This is a genomic window from Providencia hangzhouensis, from assembly GCF_029193595.2.
Classification (GTDB): domain Bacteria; phylum Pseudomonadota; class Gammaproteobacteria; order Enterobacterales; family Enterobacteriaceae; genus Providencia; species Providencia hangzhouensis.
The window spans coordinates 4,456,237-4,477,562 of the sequence record NZ_CP135052.1; the positions used below are offsets into that span (position 1 = coordinate 4,456,237).

23 protein-coding genes are annotated in these 21,326 nt (G+C 40.8%); 10 read left to right on the forward strand and 13 right to left on the reverse strand.

What is annotated here, in order from left to right; genetic code table 11:
• From rfaP to radC, 6 genes are all read right to left on the reverse strand, one after another.
• Positions 1–798, reverse strand: coding sequence for a lipopolysaccharide core heptose(I) kinase RfaP (rfaP, locus tag PZ638_RS20485; RefSeq protein ID WP_004265130.1), 798 nt, complete (start codon positions 796–798; stop codon positions 1–3).
• On the reverse strand, positions 795–1,916 hold the full coding sequence (locus PZ638_RS20490) for a glycosyltransferase family 4 protein (protein ID WP_144140346.1): 1,122 nt from the start codon (positions 1,914–1,916) through the stop codon (positions 795–797). Before PZ638_RS20490 ends, rfaP begins: the two co-directional genes overlap by 4 nt.
• A 1-nt stretch (position 1,917) precedes the next feature.
• The gene (gene rfaQ / locus PZ638_RS20495) at positions 1,918–2,982 is read right to left on the reverse strand and encodes a lipopolysaccharide core heptosyltransferase RfaQ (protein ID WP_144140344.1); all 1,065 of its coding nucleotides are present in this window, start codon (positions 2,980–2,982) and stop codon (positions 1,918–1,920) included.
• Positions 2,983–3,180: 198 nt separating this feature from the next.
• Entirely contained in the window at positions 3,181–3,348 is a 168-nt protein-coding gene (gene rpmG / locus PZ638_RS20500; protein ID WP_004265124.1) for a 50S ribosomal protein L33, read from the reverse strand.
• An 11-nt stretch (positions 3,349–3,359) separates the two neighbouring features.
• Complete coding sequence (rpmB, locus tag PZ638_RS20505) at positions 3,360–3,596, reverse strand: 50S ribosomal protein L28 (protein WP_004265123.1); 237 nt, start codon at positions 3,594–3,596, stop codon at positions 3,360–3,362.
• A 274-nt stretch (positions 3,597–3,870) separates the two neighbouring features.
• A complete protein-coding gene (gene radC / locus PZ638_RS20510) occupies positions 3,871–4,536 on the reverse strand; it encodes a RadC family protein (RefSeq protein WP_094962934.1) in 666 nt (221 codons plus the stop codon).
• A gap of 183 nt (positions 4,537–4,719) precedes the next feature.
• Here radC and coaBC point away from each other — a divergent pair, with 183 nt between their 5' ends.
• The 3 genes from coaBC (at position 4,720) to slmA (ending at position 7,190) form a co-directional block, all read left to right on the forward strand.
• Positions 4,720–5,931, forward strand: coding sequence for a bifunctional phosphopantothenoylcysteine decarboxylase/phosphopantothenate--cysteine ligase CoaBC (gene coaBC / locus PZ638_RS20515; protein ID WP_094962912.1), 1,212 nt, complete (start codon positions 4,720–4,722; stop codon positions 5,929–5,931).
• Complete coding sequence (gene dut, locus PZ638_RS20520) at positions 5,918–6,373, forward strand: dUTP diphosphatase (protein ID WP_094962911.1); 456 nt, start codon at positions 5,918–5,920, stop codon at positions 6,371–6,373. Before coaBC ends, dut begins: the two co-directional genes overlap by 14 nt.
• Positions 6,374–6,590: 217 nt before the next feature.
• Positions 6,591–7,190: a nucleoid occlusion factor SlmA gene (gene slmA, locus PZ638_RS20525; RefSeq protein ID WP_004265112.1), complete on the forward strand. Its 600-nt coding sequence runs from the start codon at positions 6,591–6,593 to the stop codon at positions 7,188–7,190.
• A gap of 49 nt (positions 7,191–7,239) precedes the next feature.
• Here the strand turns inward: slmA and pyrE are convergent, their stop codons facing one another.
• Together pyrE and rph are read right to left on the reverse strand one after the other, a co-directional pair.
• Entirely contained in the window at positions 7,240–7,884 is a 645-nt protein-coding gene (gene pyrE / locus PZ638_RS20530; protein ID WP_004265110.1) for an orotate phosphoribosyltransferase, read from the reverse strand.
• A 111-nt stretch (positions 7,885–7,995) separates the two neighbouring features.
• Entirely contained in the window at positions 7,996–8,709 is a 714-nt protein-coding gene (gene rph, locus PZ638_RS20535) for a ribonuclease PH (RefSeq protein ID WP_004265108.1), read from the reverse strand.
• 123 nt (positions 8,710–8,832) lie between these two features.
• On the opposite strand from rph, the gene PZ638_RS20540 reads away from it, so the two are divergent.
• From PZ638_RS20540 to PZ638_RS20560, 5 genes are all read left to right on the forward strand, one after another.
• Positions 8,833–9,696: a YicC/YloC family endoribonuclease gene (locus tag PZ638_RS20540; RefSeq protein ID WP_036959080.1), complete on the forward strand. Its 864-nt coding sequence runs from the start codon at positions 8,833–8,835 to the stop codon at positions 9,694–9,696.
• Between the two features lie 501 nt (positions 9,697–10,197).
• Positions 10,198–11,508: an MFS transporter gene (locus PZ638_RS20545; protein WP_110592780.1), complete on the forward strand. Its 1,311-nt coding sequence runs from the start codon at positions 10,198–10,200 to the stop codon at positions 11,506–11,508.
• A gap of 48 nt (positions 11,509–11,556) precedes the next feature.
• Complete coding sequence (locus PZ638_RS20550; RefSeq protein WP_112308435.1) at positions 11,557–12,204, forward strand: RraA family protein; 648 nt, start codon at positions 11,557–11,559, stop codon at positions 12,202–12,204.
• A gap of 9 nt (positions 12,205–12,213) precedes the next feature.
• Positions 12,214–13,005: a carbon-nitrogen hydrolase family protein gene (locus PZ638_RS20555; protein ID WP_112308436.1), complete on the forward strand. Its 792-nt coding sequence runs from the start codon at positions 12,214–12,216 to the stop codon at positions 13,003–13,005.
• 161 nt (positions 13,006–13,166) lie between these two features.
• A complete protein-coding gene (locus PZ638_RS20560) occupies positions 13,167–13,790 on the forward strand; it encodes a GntR family transcriptional regulator (protein ID WP_004906170.1) in 624 nt (207 codons plus the stop codon).
• 77 nt (positions 13,791–13,867) lie between these two features.
• Here the strand turns inward: PZ638_RS20560 and PZ638_RS20565 are convergent, their stop codons facing one another.
• The 3 genes from PZ638_RS20565 to PZ638_RS20575 all read right to left on the reverse strand — a co-directional run bounded on the left by PZ638_RS20565 (position 13,868) and on the right by PZ638_RS20575 (position 16,923).
• The gene (locus PZ638_RS20565) at positions 13,868–15,124 is read right to left on the reverse strand and encodes a nucleoside permease (RefSeq protein ID WP_094962907.1); all 1,257 of its coding nucleotides are present in this window, start codon (positions 15,122–15,124) and stop codon (positions 13,868–13,870) included.
• Complete coding sequence (locus tag PZ638_RS20570; protein WP_094962906.1) at positions 15,121–16,038, reverse strand: DMT family transporter; 918 nt, start codon at positions 16,036–16,038, stop codon at positions 15,121–15,123. Before PZ638_RS20570 ends, PZ638_RS20565 begins: the two co-directional genes overlap by 4 nt.
• A gap of 66 nt (positions 16,039–16,104) precedes the next feature.
• The gene (locus PZ638_RS20575; RefSeq protein ID WP_094962905.1) at positions 16,105–16,923 is read right to left on the reverse strand and encodes a purine-nucleoside phosphorylase; all 819 of its coding nucleotides are present in this window, start codon (positions 16,921–16,923) and stop codon (positions 16,105–16,107) included.
• 189 nt (positions 16,924–17,112) lie between these two features.
• Between PZ638_RS20575 and PZ638_RS20580 the strand changes: the two genes are divergently transcribed.
• Together PZ638_RS20580 and thiM are read left to right on the forward strand one after the other, a co-directional pair.
• Positions 17,113–18,315: an ROK family protein gene (locus PZ638_RS20580; protein ID WP_036959170.1), complete on the forward strand. Its 1,203-nt coding sequence runs from the start codon at positions 17,113–17,115 to the stop codon at positions 18,313–18,315.
• A gap of 77 nt (positions 18,316–18,392) precedes the next feature.
• On the forward strand, positions 18,393–19,163 hold the full coding sequence (gene thiM / locus PZ638_RS20585) for a hydroxyethylthiazole kinase (protein WP_272674433.1): 771 nt from the start codon (positions 18,393–18,395) through the stop codon (positions 19,161–19,163).
• A gap of 67 nt (positions 19,164–19,230) precedes the next feature.
• Here the strand turns inward: thiM and PZ638_RS20590 are convergent, their stop codons facing one another.
• Positions 19,231–19,935 (reverse strand): lipopolysaccharide core heptose(II) kinase RfaY, encoded by a 705-nt coding sequence (locus PZ638_RS20590; protein ID WP_110592777.1) that lies wholly within the window; start codon positions 19,933–19,935, stop codon positions 19,231–19,233.
• 189 nt (positions 19,936–20,124) lie between these two features.
• Positions 20,125–21,291, reverse strand: a complete 1,167-nt coding sequence (locus tag PZ638_RS20595) for a nucleotide sugar dehydrogenase (protein ID WP_272525157.1) — start codon at positions 21,289–21,291, stop codon at positions 20,125–20,127.
• Positions 21,292–21,326 lie beyond the last annotated feature (35 nt).

Genomic DNA, 21,326 nt, shown 5'->3' on the forward strand with positions numbered 1-21,326 from the left:
TTACAATGACTTTCTAATTGTACGTTCTTTAATTTGTGCAGCTTTGCTTTCCGCTTTAGCGATCAATGACGCTTCCTGTTGCAAAATATCTCGTAGCGATAAGCCAAAGTAGACTTTCATAAAACGAAGAACATCACGCTGAGTGAGCCCAATATTTAATGATGAATAATATAAACCAATTAAGTCTTTATTTCGCCAACGAATTGGAACAGAATTTCTGAGTTGTGCTCTGTGCAAATCAATAACCGATATTTTTAGCTGCTCTTCATTTCCCGTAAATGGCAAATGCAGTAAAAAATGGCAAATATAACAATCACGATGGTTAATACCCGTTGCGTGCATTTTACGCACCATTTTCGCGACCCGACGAATAATCATTTGCTTGGTACTGAAAGTTGGCGGGTTATCTAACCAATTTGCACAATAATCTTCCAAACTCACCGTCGGGGTCAAATCTTCAGTAATAATAAAGGAGTGGCGACGAAGAGGATTAACCCCTTTTTGCCCGAACGCCCGGCCATTCATAGTATCCACTCCAACTTGGGTAAGTTGATGAATAGCATTCCACTCTCTATCAGCCCCTAATACCGGCAACCGAAAAGATAATAAGTTTTTAAGGACTTCTTTCAGTGTAGTCCCATAATGAATTTTTATAAAATAGCTACGCCCTTCAAGTTCAAAACGCAGCGTTTTACGTGTCTCTAACGCACGAAAAACTTCACCTTGTAACTTATCAGCTTCGATAAAGGGATCTTTATTTTTCCATAATTCACTAAAAGGGGTTTTTAACTCAATCATTTGCTTCCCCCTAAAATAATATCTGCGGCTTTTTCTGGTAAACTATACAAATCTTCTGTATCCGCAAAATAGCGCGCATTACTTACCCATTGTGCTAATTGAGCCGGACTTTTTAAACTATTTTCTAAAGCCACGTTTAAAACGGTTTGCTCAAAAGGTTCGTTTACCACAATACCGCATTGAGCTTGGCTAATAAATGAAGCATATCCACATACTTCTGTGACAATAATCGGTAAACCTGCAGTAATCGCTTCTAATAACACGATACCTGCGGCTTCTTGATAAGCTGGATGCATTAATATATCGGCTGCTGCCATTAATTCTGCAATATCATTACGTCCACTAAAGAAAGAGACTTGTGAGCCGATTCCTAGCGTTTTCGCTAACTGCTGGTATTTCACCGGTTTATCTTGGCCAACTACCATCAATAACGTGTTTTTCTTAATGTCTTCGGGCAACGCCGCAATGGCTTTTATGGTCCGGTCAACACCTTTACGTTTGAAGTCAGAGCCTACCTGCAATACTAAAAATGCAGATTCAGGTATTTGATTTTTTTCACGATAAACTCTTTTGGCGTCAGCAATTTGTTTATCATATTTTCTATCTTGGGCAATACCGGGAGGTAGCATATGAAAACGCTCATTTTCAGTTCCATAATGCTTTTTAAAATGACTAATTTGATGTGGCGTTAACATTAATAGCTGTGTCGGTTTCCCCACTGCAAAAACCGCTTTTTCAAATGCGGCATAGTGTTTATAGCGAGGTGTCAGCTTATACAAAAACCCTTTTTCTTCAGCGACTTTTTGTGCATAACAGACATCAGCTGCATAATAAACATCCAACCCTGGCATTTTATTGAAACCAATTATCCGCTCAGCAGGATGCTGCTTTAAATGAGCTAACACCCAGTCGCAATATTGTGCATTTCGCCCATGATTCGTCTTTGAAGTTACCGGCACGATAATAATTTCAAAACCACTAGGCTTATCACCTTCCCATGATTGGGTATAAACACGGACGTGATGACCACGTGACTGGCATTCAGTTGCAATACGTAGGAAATCCCGCTGTAACCCACCAAACGGAAAGTATTTATATAAGCAAAATGCCAGATTCATGTTAATACCTTGTCATCATAGAGCGAATATTCATCGGCAACATTTTCTCTGTTGCTTTAATTACATCAGAAGCTGGAATAATGGATAAATACTTTTTATCACGATCTAGCTCTTCTCTCGGTGGCATAGTTTCATAATCACCCGCCCAAAACTGAACGACATTATCGCTCCAAGGCCGCCAAAAAATATGATTTGTCGCACCGAAAAGGCACACTATTGGCGTTTTAACTGCAGCAGCAATGTGCATTGGTGCCGAATCAACACCAATAAATAAAGCGGCATGAGCAATCAATGCGCCTAGCTCAGGAAATGAAGTTTTCCCTGCAAGCTCAGTAACGGGCTTTGTTCGGCAGCCATTTGCAATATCACTGATACATTCCAAATCTTCTTTACTCGGCCCCGAAGTTAAAACCACTTGATAACCCCGAGACTGCAATGCATCAATGACGGCTGAGAATTTTTCATTATCCCAACACTTAAAGGCTTGGCGTGCTGTTGGTTGGATGACGACATAGCTACTATGGACACCAAGGCTTAATAACCTTTCATCAATATTTTTCCAATCCTGCTCTGAATAAGACATCGTTAGATGTGTTTTTAGTTCTTTTATTTCTAACGGCTTGAGCACTGATAGGTTATTTAGAACAACATGTTCGCCTTCAGGTTCTGTCAAATGCGTAAAACTATTACACCAATATTTAGAGTCTCGGTGGGCAAACTGATGGGAAATTTTTGTACTAGCAGGAATTGCTCGAACCAATACACTCACCATCCATTGGTCTGCTAGATTAACAACTAAATCATATTTATTTTTACGCAGCTTTAGCAGTAATTTAATAAAATTACATGCTTTACTCAGCCCACCACTTTTTTTCCCTGCCATGCCGTACAAAGCGTTAATTTCAGCATTTTCAGAGAGGATAGGGATAGTATCCTGATAAAGCAAAACATCAATTTCAGCATCAGGATATTGGTGTTTTAATGAGCTGATAACCGGTGTTGTCAGCAGCATGTCCCCATGAAACCTCATCTTGATCACAAGAATTTTTTTAAACTGTTTTTTCACCAGGCACTCTTAATCAAGTCTATATGTAAAAGACAATAGTCATTCGACAACAAATATCATTATTAATTCAATGAATACTCTCTATGTTACTACTTTCATTATAATGGTCATAGCTTCGAATGCGCATATCATCGATAACCCAAATTTTAGGTAAAAAAAAACTCAGCCGAAGCTGAGTTTTTAACGCAGAAAGCAAAATTATTTAATTTTTGCTTCTTTGTAGATCACATGCTTACGAACAACTGGATCGAATTTTTTCAGTTCCAGTTTTTCTGGCATTGTGCGCTTGTTCTTCGTAGTGGTATAGAAATGACCTGTACCTTCAGAAGAGACTAGCTTGATTTTCTCGCGAATACCTTTAGCCATTTTTTAGCTCCTTAGTACTTCTCACCACGGGTACGCAGTTCAGCAAGAACAGCATCAATACCCTTTTTATCGATAACACGCATACCTTTAGCAGATACACGCAGTGTTACGAAACGTTTCTCAGACTCAACCCAGAAACGGTGAGAGTGCAGGTTTGGCAAAAAACGACGTTTGGTCGCGTTTAATGCGTGTGAACGGTTGTTACCGCTCATTGGACGCTTGCCAGTAACTTGGCAGACTCGTGACATGTCTATTCTCCAAAAATCTAATCAGCTCGAGCTTTTTTGTTCTGGGTATGGCCGCCTCGTCAGGCTTAGGAGCCCATCTCAGCAAACTTTCATTGACTGAAAAAACCGTTAATACCTGAATAAAGATTTACTTTACTAAGACGTAAAAATTTACTGAGATAGGCCCTTCTCGCCAAACCCAAGATCCTTAAAGGTGGCGTAGTATACGCTTTCAATCGTTTTCACTCAAGCCCAACACAAAGAAAGTTGTCATTTTTTAGGCAAAAAAATAATTTTATAACCACCCTCGTTCTACAAATGAGACACATTGCTTATGCCCGACGACAAAATGGTCAAGTAGTTTAATCCCCATAATAGCGCAAGCTCGCTGGATTCGCTCTGTCACTTGCCTATCCGCAGTGCTGGGTTCTGGGTTACCCGATGGATGATTATGGGCTAATATAATGCCGTTCGCATTCATTTTTATGGCAAAGCGAATAATTTCTCTAGGGTGGACTTCAACTTTGTTCAAAGTACCTTTAAACAACTCTTCATGGCAAATAATTTGATTTTTATTATTTAAAAATATCACGACAAAAACTTCACGCTCTTGCCCTGCAAATAAATCCAACAACTTTGCTTTCAACTGTTCAGGCCCAGTCATCACATCTTCATATAAAAATTGTTCAGAGAAAAAGCGTCGAGCTAGTTCACTGACGGCCTGTAGTTGGGTAAATTTACAACTCCCCATTCCTTTACAGTGTTTTAGTTTTTCGTAGTCTGCTTGTAGAAGCAAATACACTGAACCAAACTCCTGTATTAAACGCTTCGCAAGCTGCAAAACAGGTTCACCTTGGCTCCCTGTACGCAAAAAAATAGCGAGTAGCTCAGCATCAGATAACGCAGCCGCCCCGTATGCGAGTAGCTTTTCTCTTGGTGGTAAATCTAGATGTTCACTCATCATATTCTTTGTCCCTAAATCCCTTGCATCCTTTTTATCTAGCCTAAAAAACATTCACAACCCCTCACATATGGGTTTGCGTAGCGCTTCGCAAAAATAGTACTGTGACGAAAAATCGAGCGCGCCACCTCTAGCTTCTCTGTGGTAATATGCCTCCCATGTTGACCGAATTGGATAAAAATAATGAATCAACTATCACTATTAGGTAAGCAGATAGTTATTGGTATTAGTGGGGGCATTGCCGCTTATAAAATCCCTGAACTTACCCGCCGTTTGCGCGATAAAGGTGCGATTGTGCGTGTTGTGATGACTCAAGGTGCAAAAGCCTTTATTACACCTTTAACCTTGCAAGCCGTTTCAGGGCATCCTGTTTCCGATGACTTACTTGACCCAGCCGCTGAGGCTGCTATGGGACATATTGAACTCGCTAAGTGGGCAGATATCATTATTCTAGCGCCTGCTACTGCGGATTTAATTGCTCGCCTCAGTGCAGGAATGGCAAATGATTTACTCACAACAGTTTGTCTTGCTTCCGCTGCACCGATTGCACTTGTGCCAGCAATGAACCAACAAATGTACAAAGCAAAAGCAACACAAGAAAATTTAATCAAATTGCAACAACGCCAATGTATGATTTGGGGGCCAGACGCAGGTAGCCAAGCTTGTGGTGATATTGGTCCTGGTCGCATGATTGACCCACTAGAAATTGTTCGTCTAACCAGTGAGTTTTTTACCCCTAAACTCGACTTACAAGGCATCAAATTAATGATCACTGCTGGCCCAACACGGGAAGCACTCGACCCCGTTCGTTTCATCAGCAACCATAGTTCGGGGAAAATGGGTTTTGCCATTGCTAAGGCAGCCAGTCAACGTGGTGCTGACGTCACTTTGATTGCGGGCCCTGTAAATATTGAAACACCTGAAGGGGTTAAGCGGATTGATGTCACGAGCGGCCTAGAAATGTATGAGCAAGTTCATCAAACCATTACAGAGCAAAATATTTTTATTGGTTGCGCCGCAGTTGCAGATTACCGAGCAAAAAACATTGCTGAAAATAAAATAAAAAAACAAGGTGATGAAGTTTCGATTACACTTATCAAAAATCCAGATATCGTGGCTAGTGTCGGCAACCTAAAACACAATAGGCCATATGTTGTTGGGTTTGCAGCTGAAACCCAAAATGTGGAAGAATACGCACGCCAAAAACGACAGCAAAAACAACTCGATCTCATTTGTGCCAATGACGTCTCACTAGCAGACAACGGATTTAATAGCGATAACAACGCGTTACATATTTTTGATGCTAACAGTGATACACGTTTGCCTCACTGCAATAAAAACGAATTAAGCCACTATTTACTTGACGAGATACTTCAACGTTATGAAAAAAATTGACCTAAAAATCCTTGATAGCCGTATCGGTAATGAATTTCCTCTACCAGCCTACGCCACTACAGGTTCTGCTGGTTTAGATTTACGTGCATGCCTTGATGCACCTATCGATCTGGCGCCAGGTCAAACAGAACTTATTCCAACGGGTTTAGCCATTCACATTGCTGATGAAAGCCTTGCTGCTGTCATCTTACCTCGTTCAGGTTTAGGACATAAACATGGCGTCGTACTTGGTAACCTAGTTGGGCTCATTGACTCTGATTATCAAGGGCAACTTATGGTGTCTGTCTGGAACCGTAGTGATAAAACTTTTACTATTGAACCCGGTGAACGTATGGCTCAAATGGTATTTGTCCCGGTTGTTCAGGCGGAATTTAATATTGTTGATGATTTTGACGCAACAGAGCGTGGGGCTGGCGGTTTCGGCCATTCCGGCCGTCAATAAATAGAATATCCTGATAACAAATATGCTAGATAGAACCTGAATTAGGTTCTATCTTTATGAATAAAAACAATCAGCCGCATATTTTCTTTCAGGAAACTTGCTCAACATTACTTATATTTTAAACATTTTTTAAATCCATTTTGCTTTGTAAGTCTCTTTACTAAGAGCAAAATTTTGGATAGTTTGTTTTGCTGTTTTAGCAGGGGTCTTATTAGACATGGCAGAAAAAGCGACAACACAAAAACGTAACAGACGTGATGAGATTTTACAGGCTCTTGCGTTAATGTTAGAAAGTAGTGATGGTAGCCAACGCATTACAACAGCAAAACTTGCTGCTACGGTTGGTGTATCAGAGGCTGCGCTGTATCGTCATTTTCCGAGTAAAATGAAAATGTTCGATAGCCTCATTGGGTTTATTGAAGACTCATTGGTTTCGCGCATTAATCTGATTTTAAGTGATGAAAAAGATACGATAATTAGAATTAAACTAATACTAGCGCTAATACTTGGTTTTTCAGAGAAAAACCCTGGGCTAACGCGTATAATGACGGGCCACGCTCTGATGTTTGAGCAAGATAGGCTTCAAGATCGTATTAATCAATTATTTGAACGTATAGAATCGCAATTGCGACAGGTGTTAAAAGAGAAAAAAATACGTGATGGTCATGGGTTTATTCATGATGAGTCACTGCTTGCTTCTCAGTTATTAGCCTTTTGTGAAGGGATGCTCTCACGTTTTGTACGTTCTGAGTTTCGTTATCGGCCAACCGTCGAGTTTGAATCGCGCTGGCCTTTAATTCTAGCTCAGTTACAATAACCGATTGTTTATACTACTCACCCCGCCCATCATTGGGCGAGGGCTTTTTTTACTCGATTCCGTATTGTTCGCGGTAAGCCTTCATAGCCGCTAAATGTTCCTGCATACCTTCCTGTTCAGAGAGGTAAGTGATTAAATCGCTCATGGTAATAATTGAGTAAACTTTACAGCCATAATCACGCTCAACCTCTTGCACTGCTGAAATGTCACCTTTGCCTTTTTCTTGGCGATCAAGGCATAGCAAAACACCATTCAACGTCGCTTGTTGTTGTTTAATAATTTCCATTGACTCACGAATTGCCGTTCCTGCAGTAATGACATCATCAACTACCACAACACGCCCTTTCAAAGGACTCCCAACTAACACGCCACCTTCCCCATGGTCTTTAGCTTCTTTGCGATTGAAGCAATATGGCATATCGATGTCATGGTGTTCAGAAAGTGCTACCGCCGTCGTCGTTGCGATAGGGATCCCTTTATACGCAGGGCCAAAGATGACATCACACTCAATTGCACTATCTTGTAATGCTTGTGCATAAAAACGACCGACAAGTGCCAGATCACGCCCTGTATTAAATAACCCCGCATTGAAAAAATAAGGGCTTTTACGACCTGATTTCAGCGTAAACTCACCAAATTTAAGTACCTGTTTTTTCATGGCAAGTTCAATAAAATCGCGCTGATAGGCTTTCATTGGTCATTCTCCTCGTTGATGATTATTTATCTATATTCAAAGCTGCTAATTGGTTGATGAACCAGCAGACATAAAAAAGGCGACTATTTAGCCGCCTAATTAATGATTAACTTACTTCAGCGCTTCTCGCTGAGCTTCAAAAATGGTATTTAAACCTGTTTTAGCTAATGCCAATAGAGCAAGTAGCTCTTCATGACTAAATGGTTCGCCTTCTGCGGTGCCCTGCACTTCAATCATTCGGCCATCATCCATCATCACAACATTCATATCTGTTTCAGCGGCAGAATCTTCAACATATTCAAGGTCACATAGGGCTTCTTGATTTACAATTCCGACGGAAACGGCTGCAACCATTGATTTGAGTGGGCTTTTTGCAATTTTACCTTGCTCAACCATGTTATTCAGTGCATCAACTAGAGCCACACAGGCACCAGAAATCGCCGCTGTACGTGTACCGCCATCCGCTTGGATAACATCACAGTCTAAAGTAATGGTGTACTCGCCTAACTTTTTAAGGTCAACAGCAGCACGTAAAGAACGTGCAATTAACCGTTGGATTTCCATCGTACGACCCGTTTGTTTTCCTCGTGCAGCTTCACGTTGATTACGTGAATTTGTTGCGCGCGGTAACATACCATACTCCGCTGTAACCCAACCTTGCCCCTGCCCTTTTAAAAAACGAGGAACACCTTCTTCAACAGTTGCATTACATAACACCTTCGTGTCGCCAAACTCAATAAGAACAGAGCCTTCTGCATGCTTAGTATAGTTGCGCGTGATGGTAATCGGGCGCATTTGGTCTGCTTGTCTATCTGCTGGGCGCATGGTGTTATCTCCATTATCAACTCAAATTGGGACGCATTATACGTTGTTCAAGCGATAATGCCTATCCTGTCATCCTGCATAGCGTTATAATCTCCTAAATCTTTACGATAATGGGAACGAATTATGATCCGTAGTATGACCGCTTTTGCCCGTCGGGACATCAAGGGTGAATGGGGGAATGCGGCCTGGGAGCTGCGTTCCGTGAACCAACGTTATTTAGAAACGTATATTCGCTTACCTGAGCAATTCAGAAGCCTTGAGCCCGTCATTCGCGAGCGCCTGCGTTCTCGCTTAACACGTGGAAAGGTAGAATGTAGTCTACGCTTTGAGTTAGATGGCGCAAATCGTGGCGAGTTAATCCTAAATGAGCAATTAGCCCGCCAATTAATCAGTGCTGCGAATTGGGTTAAAAATTACAGCCATGAAGGTGAAATCAACCCATTAGAAATTTTGCGTTGGCCTGGAGTGATGTCAGCTGGCGAGCAAGATTTAGACATAATTAGCGAACAACTAATGGCAGGGTTAGATGAAGCGATTGATGCCTTTATCCAAAGCCGTGAAGCTGAAGGGGCATCCTTACATACACTTATTGAGCAGCGACTTGACGGTGTGCTAGCAGAGGTCGCCAAAGTACGTCAACACATGCCAGAAATTCTACAATGGCAACGTGAACGCTTACAAAACAAGTTAGAAGAAGCTGACATTCAAGTGGATAACAACCGCTTGGAACAGGAACTTATTCTATTGGCTCAACGTGTTGATGTTGCAGAAGAATTGGATAGATTAGAAGCACACGTTAAAGAAACACGTAATATCTTGAAGAAAAAAGAGGCAACTGGCCGCCGTCTTGACTTTATGATGCAAGAATTCAACCGTGAAGCGAATACGTTAGCGTCAAAATCAATTAATAGCGAAGTCACAACTTCAGCAGTTGAGCTCAAAGTATTAATCGAACAAATGAGAGAACAAATTCAGAACATCGAATAATCACTCTGTTACGATTTTAATCCATAAAAAAGCCAACCGATGTGAAGTGAGCTTATTTATCGTTTGGCTTTTTTCTTTGAAAAGATTCTCAAGTTAACTCGAAATAGGTGCTAATTGTCACGATTTTTGAACCTGCATTCCACAACAACCCTTCGAAGATATTAAAAAATTTTTACCCAAGAAGTATTCGGGGAAAAATAGACTATTACCACGATATTCATTATTTCTTTCCAAATAATGAATAGAAACGATTAAATCAATTTCCATAGAAATACATAATCATTTGATTTTTAATCATAAATATTATTTTCTTCCTGTTTTTTCCCAAAAATAAGATCTCGCTCATAAATCAATCAAATGTTTTGAGTTCAATCACAGATAACAAAACAGATCTTTGACACCACAATAACTGCTTATTAACATCCATCTTGTATACAAGTTGAATTCAATATAAATACAATAAGGTTGATTACCTCGACAAACCAATAAAAAGGTAACTCTATGTCACATAATGATTCTGTTGTAACACCAGCAACAAAAGACTCACCAGGGCGTTTACGTTGGGGATTAGCAGCAATATTTTTTATTATCGGTTTGATTGCATATATGGATCGCGCCAATATTTCCATTGTTGCCGAACATATGATGACCGATTTAGGAATGAGCAAAGTTCAATTTGGCTTTTTGGGTGCGTTATTTTCGCTTGGCTATGCACTTGCCCAAATTCCAAGCGGAATACTTGCAGAACGGTTTGGTAGCAGGCTTATCGCAACCATTAGCCTTTACGTTTGGTCCGCATTCACAATATTAACGGTCGTTGCCCCTACCTATATTTGGCTATGCATCGTACGCTTCCTATTTGGTGTTGGAGAAGCGCCGCTCTACCCTGCGAATGCCGTCTTTAATACATGGTGGTTTCGCCAAAATGAAAAGGCACGAGCCGCTAGCTTCTTACTTGCCGGTTCCTATTTTGGGCCTGTGATTGCCCCCACCCTTACCGTATTTATTATGATTTCGTTCGGGTGGCATGCCGTTTTCTATATCTTCGGTGTGATTGGTATTCTTATCGGTATGATTTGGTATTTCTTTGCCAGAAATAAGCCTGAACAACATCCAAAAATTTCTCAAAGTGAAATTGCATTTATCCAAGGAGGACGAACAATTAGTGAGCAAGGAGGTGCTGATGTTAAAGCCCCTTGGCGCAAATTTATGAAAGAACGTCCGTTCTGGGCTGTTGGTTTCCAATATTTTTTTGTCGCCTACATGACCACCTTATTTATGATTTGGCTCCCCACCTATTTACAAGAGGCTCGTGGTTTCTCATTAACCCAAATGGGCGTTGCCGCCAGTTTTCCTTGGCTAGCAATTTGTATCGCGGTACTCACTGCAGGTTCAATTTCTGATTGGTTACTCAACAAAGGGTACTCACAGTTAGTCGCTAGGGGATATATCGCCATTACCGGTTTTATTCTCTTTATTGTGGGTATTTGCGGCGCTGCTCAAACTGAAAGTGCCATTGCGAGTGTTGCATGGCTAACTCTTGCACTCGGTTCTCTAGGATTACCAGTTGTGACCTCTTGGGCAATTGCAGCAGATAAGGGCCGCCAATATGCAGGCTCTGTCAGTGGATGGATGAATTTATGGGGCAATCTCGGTGGTGTTATTTCCCCCATTCTATGTGGCTGGCTTGCACAGCATTTCGGCTGGACCGTCGCTTTACTTTTCAATGTGATACCTATCAGTTTAGCGATTGTTTGCTGGTTTTTCATTCAGCCAGATAAACCATTAGCTGCGGCAGTTAATCCTGACTAATTTTCACCCATATACATTATGTTCAATACAATAAATAAAGGTGTCCCTATGTTTACATTAAATCCTCGTGTTGCCTGTTTTAGCTCGGAAATTATCGAAAGTTGCCGTGATGTTTGCCCGTCAACTATTGGACACATGACTGACTTCGGTTTTCTCAAAACATTACGCCCACAAATTGAACAATGCCAATTTATTGGTAATGCTGTAACTGTTCGTATTCCACATATGGACTCATCTGCCGTACACAAGGTTTTCGACATTGTGCAAGAAGGCGATGTTGTCTGTATCGATATGTCAGGGGATTATGATCGTGCTTGTTGGGGGGAAATGGTTTCTTATATGGCACGGGCAAAGAAAATTGCCGGTGCTGTCATTGATGGTTGTGTCACTGATATCAAAGCATTACGTGAGATTGGCGTTCCTATTTATGCACGTAAAGTGAGTCCGTTAACAACTCGAATTTTAGGTATTGAAGGCGCAATTAATGTGCCGGTTAGCATAGATGGCGTAACGATCCATCCTGGTAACTTAATCATCGCAGATGGCGATGGCATTTTAGTCGCAGATGAAGTTACTCTGCAAGAGTATCGCCAACGAGCCCTTAATGCCCAACATGCTGAAATTGATGTTAAAAAGCGCATTGATGCCGGTGAAACATTAGCGGCAATTTCAGGTGCTGCGAAATTTTTTGAATAAGGAGGCTCTATGAAGATTGCAATTGCTCAGCTAGCCAGTAGCCCAGATAAAGCTCTAAATTTAAAAAAAGCCTGTGAAGCTATACAAAAAGCTGCTCAAGGTGGTGCCGACCTCGTCCTATTGCCGGAAATGTTTATGGCTTTTGTTCCCGCGGATAGTGGCATTAGCTATGCCGATGTCGCAGAGCCTGTTGATGGCCCTTTTGTCTCTCAGTTGGCAAAAGCCGCTCAACAATACGGTATTTATGTGACCTGTGGTATTTATGAAAGTGCCCCGAATGAGCCGAAAAGAGCTTTCAACACGACAATTATGTTGAACCGCCAAGGTGAGCTTATCTATCACTACCAAAAAACACACCTGTACGATGCCTTTTCATATCAGGAATCCCTTAATATCATTCAAAGTAATAATGAATTAAAACCTGTGGAAACGGAATTTGGCAAAATTGGCGTTTTAGTCTGTTATGAACTGCGTTTCCCAGAAGTTGCTCGAAAACTAACCTTAGCTGGCGCTGACCTTATACTCGTTCCCACAGCATGGGTTAGCGGGCCACTAAAAGAGGAGCATTACCAAACATTAGTTAAAGCACGTGCTTTGGAGAACACGATCCCTGTCTGCGCATGTGACCAAACGGGTAATATTTTTATTGGTCGCAGCCTTGTTTGTGATGCACTTGGAGTAACTATCGCATCTGCTGGTTACGATGAAACACTATTTTTTGCTGAAATATCAACACAGCATACCGCAGAGACACGAGAAAAATTACCTTGTATGCAAAACCGACGCCCTGAGCTGTATTAGTCTAAAAACTGGCAAGGATGCCGGTTTATTCAACAAGCTAAGTTCAATTATCCACCCAAATTTAACAGCATCCTAAATAATATAAAACTAGTGTATTACTTGTATACCAATCTATTCCTTTCTATACTCACTAAAATTTCTATTGTTAACACAAGATCCTGATGAAAGATAAACCACTAAGCCAACAGGCCTATACTGCAATTAAACATAAAATTCTCAGCAAGCAATTTGGAGAGGAAAGTTACACCTCTGAAAATAGCTTAGTTGAGGAACTCGGTATGAGTCGTACTCCAATTCGCGAAGCCTTATATCAATTACAAAATGAAGGCTTAGTCAAAATTATCCCTCGTAAAGGTGTTTTTATTCAGAAACTATCGTTAAAAGAAACCAGAGATAATTATGATTTACGCTTAGCAATTGAGTCCCATGCAATTAAATTAGTTCGTGAATATTTAACTGATGAACATTTTTCTATCTTAAAGACGATTATTGAGCGGCAAGATGAATTATTGAAGAAAAATGACTATCAAGGTTGGATAAAAGAAGATGAACGCTTCCACCGTTTCTTCTTGGAATTACTGGATAACTCGGTTTTCTTAGATTTAGCGGATAATATTCGCCAGCGAGTCTATTTCCAACCTGACCCTATTTATCGCAATGAATATTATCATGAGTCTACACGCCAACATCAGCAATTAGTTGAACAACTCAAAGCAAAAGAATTTACCCTTGCGGAAGAAACGCTAACTGAGCATATATTGCGCGGCAAGCGTAATTATGTTTAGTGTTAAAACCAACAAAAAAAGAGAAAACCAAATTGATGGTTTTCCCTTAGATTAAATGTTATTTCTAACAACTTATCTTAGCTAGACTTAGCCTCTTTCAGTGCGGCGTCTTTATCGTGATGATAATGGAAGGTAAATTGGAAGATTATTGCTAATACAACAGTATAAGAAGCAAAAACTAACCAGATCATTTGCCAATCTTTAATACCATCCACCGTGTAATAGTCGACAACCAATCCACTTAATATCGCACCAAAATAGGCACCAACACCATTAACCATCGTCATAAATAAGCCCTGAGCACTCGCGCGCATACGCGTATCCACTTCTCTTTCAATAAAAATAGAGCCTGAAATATTGAAGAAGTCGAATGCACAGCCATATACGATCATCGACATTATTAAGAACATCAAGCCAATTGCTGATGGGTCACCAAAGGCAAAGAATCCAAAGCGTAATGTCCACGCAAACATGCTTAATAGCATGACAGTTTTAATGCCATAGCGTTTCAAGAAAAATGGAATTGCTAAGATAAAGCACACTTCTGCCATCTGAGAGATCGATAATAATATCGATGGATACTGAACCACCAAACTATCTTGGTATAACGGATTCAGACCGAAGTCATGTAAGAATGGGTTACCAAACGTATTGGTAATTTGTAAAACCGCACCAAGTAACATAGCGAATAAGAAAAATACCGCCATAATAGGTTTTTTAAATAACACCAGAGCATCTAAACCTAGCTTACTGATCCAGCTACTTGAAATTGCTTTTTTATTAACATCAATTTTTGGCAAGGTTAATGAATAAAGCGCTAAAAGTAATGAACAGCCACCTGCAATATAAAGCTGCATACTACTTAGCTCAAATTTCAATAAGCTAATACTCCACATAGCAACAATAAAACCTACCGTACCAAATACACGAATAGGTGGGAAGTTACTCACTGAATCGAGCTGATATTGGCTTAATGATGAATAACTGATGCTATTTGAAAGTGCAATAGTTGGCATAAAGGCCATTGCATTAATTAACATCACCCAGAACATCACTGTTGAACTCGTGACTGTTGCAGCATAAAACAATGCGGCAGCCCCAATCAAATGACAAATCATATATAAACGATTTGCTGGAATATATTTATCTGCAATGATTCCGATAAGCCCGGGCATTAGAATGGCAGCAATACCCTTTGAGCTATACACCATACCGACTTCTGCACCTGAAAAACTCAATGTTTTCATCATGTAGGAGCCGAGTGTAACTAACCAACTTCCCCAAACAAAATATTGCAGGAAAAGCATGATTTTCAAGCGGGATTTAATATTCATACAAGGCTCCGTTTGGAGTTATATTTATTTGTTTTTATTTTCAACTCAGCAATGGCGACACCCATAAGGATGACAGCAACGCCAACAAACTGAATGAACTCAAGAGGTAACTGCAATACAGTCACAGATAATAAAATCGTGACGGGCAACTGCATTGAGCTAACAATGGTCGCTAAACTGGTACCGATCAGTGGAGTACCTTTGGCAAACATCCACATACCAAAGAAAGAACCAAAGAAAGCTAGGGGTAAGCCATAAGAGAAAAATAGGGAATGAAACGTTGATGCGCTCAATAAGAATGTTGGAGGAACGACAATCGATGTCAAAATTGCGCCCCCTGTTACCATAATTGCAGAACGCATCATAGGATCTGTTTTAACCGCTAATGCACCACTGACATAAACACGAATAGCATTCGATAATGCCGCACATAGTCCTAATAGCACACCAAGCCAGTGAAATACGATCCCTGAACTATTTAACAAACCTGTCGCTAATACTGTCCCAATTAATATCACCACAACCGATACCATGGTCATTATGGGAGGAGCTTGACGGCTGACAACCGCATTAATGGCAACCCCCATCCATGTAAATTGCAAAAATAAGACGACACCAAGCGCCGGAGACAAATATTGCAATGATGCATAATATAAGAGTCCGGTTAGCCCTGTTGTCGTCCCAGTGAGTAACATTAATAGGCCTTGTTGTCGTGTTGGCCATACTAGACGTGCTTTTTTAATTAATGCACCTGCGGCAACAAAAAACCACAGTAAAATCGCACCTAATACCGTTTGGCTACCGATGACATCATTCAAGGAATATCCTGCGCGGTAGGCCAACACGACGAGTGTTGAAAGAATGCCATAACTGCAAGCGCCTAAAGAAACTAAAATTAGACCTTTAAATTTCATTTCAATATTCACCTTATTTAGCGTTATGAACATCTTTATATTGTTTTGAGAAAAAGAACCTAAAAACTAGAAGCGAGCGATCACACCCGTCACTAATTTCAAGAAGGTGGCTTTAACTTTCTCTGCAGTTTCAATAACTTCGTCATGGCTAAGAGGTTGTTCTAAAATACCGCAAGCCATATTAGTTAAACAGGAGATGCCCACTGTCTTAATTTGTGAATGATGAGCGACCAGAGCTTCTGGTACGGTAGACATACCAACAGCATCAGCGCCTAAGGTTCTGATCATGCGAATTTCGGCAGGTGTTTCATAAGTTGGACCAGTCCACCATGCATAAACACCTTCACGAACAGAAACACCTTGTTCGGCCGCTACATCCTTGATTGTTTGGCGTAATTCTTTGTTATACACCTCACTAACATCCAAGAAACGCACCCCTAATTCAGGGTTATTTGGCCCCATCAATGGGTTATTTGCAGTTAAATTAATATGATCGGTAATAATCATCAGGTCACCTGGGTTGAAATCGGTATTTACTGCACCGCAGGCGTTGGTAATAATCAATTTTTCGACGCCCAATGCTTTCATCAAACGCACAGGGAAAGTGACTTGGTCGAGGGTAAAGCCTTCGTAGTAGTGGAAACGGCCTTTCATCGCAACCACATTTTTACCTGCGATGGTGCCAATCACCAATTCATTGGCATGCCCTACGGCTTCAGATTTGGCAAAATGTGGAATTTCGCTATAAGGAATATGTACTGCATTTTCTAATGTGTCCGCAAACGGGCCTAATCCTGAACCCAGAATAATGCCCACTGTTGGTTTAATATCTGTGCGAGACTGAATAAAGCTTAAGCTTTCTAGAATATCTTTTGTATGATGCATGGTTGTCTCCAAATTGACATCGACTAAAAATTGTTAAAATCGATCATAAAGCAATTTAGAAACAGAACAGCGATCTTAATCTCATTTTAAGAAAAAGAATTTAGATATGATGTGTCACATGAAGCAGAATCTTATGCGTATATTTGCTAATCTTTAGCGCAAGAGTCGGAATGAAAAGGAGTGAGGCGCTTGTTACATACACTATTAAATGAATTTCGCACCTCAAAAAATTCAAAAACACAAAAACTCAAAACGCTTTACCGGTTAATTTTAAACCATGGTCCCATTAGGGCAGAGACGTTGACATCACTGGCTAGCATGAAACCAGCAACTTGTGCTCGGTTACTCGACGAACTGGGGAGAAATCACTTAATTTCGACTTCTGAGCTCGGAGAGTCGACCGGTGGCCGCAAACCTATCCTCTATAATATCAATGCCGCTGATGGCTACCTAGTTGGCATTGAAATGAGTGATATATATTCGACGATAGTTTTACAGAACCTAAAGTTGGATATTTTAGGGATGGTAAAAGTCAAATATGAGCACCTAGAAACCGCAGAAAATATGGTGGATCATCTGCTCAATAAATTAGATATTTTATTAGCTGAACATGGACTTAACGTAAAAAGTTTGTTGGGTATAGGCATCGCCATCGACCATATATTAGAACGCGATAAACTGCCATATCATCAATATAACTCACGAATAAAAGAACTTCACGACTATATATCCAGTAAAGTCCCTTGCTTCGTATTACTCGGAAGTGGGATCAGTTTTGCGGCTTTTGCTGAGTATCGTTTACGCTATACCTCTGATAGCCAAAGGTTTTTATTTACAACCTGTGATACCGATATTCGCAGCTGTACCATCATCAACAATCAATACGCTCCAGCACCCATTAGCACCGCTCAAGCCTTTGGTCATACGACAATTGATATTAATGGTCAACGCTGCGAATGCGGGTCATTTGGCTGTTTAAAGCAATATAGTTCACTGTCTGCGATTAAGTCACGGGTGATCCAGCAACTCAGGTTGGGTAAAAGCTCAATAATCAATGAATTAGTTAATAATGAGTCTGAAATTAGCTACCATACTATTTTCCAAGCTCTCACATTGGACGATGCCCTGTGTCTCGAAGCACTTGGCGAGGCAGCCTATTATTATGGTATTGCCATCGCTAATGCGATTTTAACGACTCAAGCAGATGTGGTGGTGTGCGGCGGAACCCTAACACCTAAAAATCACTTTTTTGAGATGACCAAAAAGTCTATTGAAGAAAAACTCTCTATTTTTCCTCATATTAAGACACGTATTTACCCCGCCAATGATTCATACGAAATTGTTGCTCAAGGCGCTGGTGGAATGGTCATGGAGAAATACCTTGCTGATTAAGCGGTTCTTTCATTAAAACAGATAGAGTGTAGAATAAATCAACGAACCTATGCTCTATCACTATTAATGAGGGGATCATGTTAGAATTTGAACACATCAGCAACACGACAAAATCATTGGTACTACAACAGCTTACTTCTCAATCCCCTCTTGTTCATTGCATGACAAACGATGTTGTTCAGACCTTCACTGCCAATGTCCTGTTAGCGCTCGGCTGCTCTCCCGCCATGATCATTGAATCCGAAGAAGCAGAGCAGTTTGCCGCTATCGCACATGGCTTGCTGATTAATGTAGGCACATTAACCACTGAGCGCCGACATGCAATGAAATGTGCGGTTAACAGTGCGAATCAGGCGAAAAAACCTTGGGTACTTGACCCTGTTGCCGCAGGTGCGCTTAGCTTTCGCACCCATTTTTGCCATGAATTGCTGACTCTCAAGCCTGCCGCTATTCGCGGTAATGCCTCTGAAATTATGGCATTGGTAGGAAGCAGTGCTGGCGGCAGAGGCGTTGATTCCCTTAACACCACTGATGACGCTCTTCCCGCAGCACAATTATTAGCGAGACAAGCTAAGACAATTGTTGCGATAAGCGGGGAAGTGGATTACATCACTGATGGAATACGCACCTTTGCAGTTACTGGCGGCCATATTTTAATGACTCGTGTGGTCGGTACGGGATGCGCTCTTTCCGCGGTGGTTGCTGCATGTTGCGCTCTACCTGGTGATAGGCTACAAAATGTTGCCGCTGCTTGCGCTATCATGAAACAAGCTGGAGAAACCGCAACCCAGCGTTGCCATGGGACGGGCAGTTTTATCCCTGAATTTTTAGATGCGCTTTATCAATAGTTTTGTTGTGATCGATAACTTTGTTTTTTTCGGTAGTTTTGTGGTAATGAAAACTTGGCATAGCGAACTAGAGCCGAGTTTTCTTCCCTCTTATCTTTCTTGACCAATGACGAAAGTGATCTCTAAAACGAATAAAACGATAAACAAAATTTTTGCTATCGGGTTCGATACCGTAAAAACGCTGTAATGCAATTAAATCATTCGCTTTGCAAATAGCAAAATTACCATAATCTGATAAATCAATAACCTTAAGTCCTTCATTGGTTATAACAAAGTTCCCTGCATGGATATCATTAGAAGATAAACCATACCAATGCAATTGGTTGATAATGACTTTCATCTCTGCATAATAAGGCTTGATATCATCAACTTCAGATAAAACAGTTCCTTCCACATACTCCGCAATAATCCATGTTTCTACTGACTCACGACCCACCATTTTTTCTGCGACAAAGTAAATATCATTCGTTACGGTACAACCGTTATTTTGTGCAGTCACTAAACGTTTCAATAAACGTGAATAAAAAGGGCCAGAAATAATACGCATCAGCCGTTTTTCAATACGCTTATCGCGTTCTTTTTCGCATTTAATAATATAACTTTGTCCATTTACATGAATACGAGCAACACTTCTCTCAATATTTCCGCTACTTAAATTCTTACCCGCGATCTTGCCATCAATATAATCATTAACAATTTGCCAAAAATCTATCTCACCTTCTTTTTGAAAGGTGATAAAACCGTCTCTTTGTTTTTTTATTATTTTCTGCATAACAAAATAGCCAATTTTTAATCAATTGACGGATGCTAGCAAATGGCAAACAACATTTCTTAGCGATTGTTGCAGAGTAGCGTTTAAAAATAGGTAACTTGTGCACTATGGCACAAAATAGATAGGGTTATTAGGTCTTAATATACAGAGATAGGTTAGCACGATACCAACCTACCCCATAAACGCGTTTTAATCGTTACCAAATAAATCTCGGGTATAGACTTTCTCTGCCACATCTTCCAGCTCAGGCACCATACGGTTGGCTAGAATAATGTCGCTTTCTGCTTTGAAAGTGTCGAGATCACGGATAACCTTCGAACGGAAAAATTCTTCTTCTTTTAAAACCGGCTCATACACCACCACTTCAATGCCCTTGGCTTTGATGCGTTTCATCACACCTTGTACCGCAGAGGCACGGAAATTATCAGAGCCCGCTTTCATGACTAAGCGATAAACACCGACTTTACGTGGTGCTTTAGCAATAATTGCATCGGAAATAAAGTCTTTACGGGTGCGGTTTGATTCCACAATGGCGTTAATCAGGTTATTTGGCACATCATCGTAGTTAGCTAACAACTGCTTGGTATCTTTCGGTAAACAATAACCGCCGTAACCAAATGATGGGTTGTTATAATGGCTGCCAATACGTGGGTCTAAAGAGACCCCTTCAATAATTTGGCGTGCATTTAAACCGCGGCTTTCTGCGTAGGTATCGAGCTCATTAAAGTACGCCACACGCATGGCTAAATAAGTGTTGGCAAACAGTTTAATGGCTTCGGCTTCGGTTCCATCGGTAAATAACACGGGCACATCTTTCTTAATTGCGCCTTCCAGCAACAAATCCGCAAAAATTTTCGCGCGCTCTGAACGCTCTCCCACCACGATACGGGAAGGATGTAAGTTATCCCACAAAGCACGCCCCTCACGTAAAAATTCAGGAGAGAAAATCACGTTGGTATAACCAAACTCTTCACGTAAACGGGTGGTAAAACCGACTGGAATGGTAGATTTAACGATAATGGTGGCAGCCGGGTTAATTTCGTTCACGTCATGAATGACGGATTCGACCGATCTTGTATTGAAGTAATTGGTTTTTGGGTCATAGTCGGTTGGCGTTGCGACAATGACGTATTGTGCACCGGTGTAAGCTTCAGTTTTATCTTCTGTGGCACGGAAATTGAGGGTCTTTTCCGTTAAAAACTGTTCAATTTCTGCATCAACAATCGGTGATTGATGGTTGTTTAGCATCGCCACTTTTTCAGGGATGATGTCCACCGCAACCACTTCGTGGTTTTGTGACAGCAACATGGCGTTAGATAGGCCGACGTAGCCGGTTCCTGCGATTGCTATTTTCAAACTTGCCTCTCAAATCCTGCTAAAGATGTTACAGC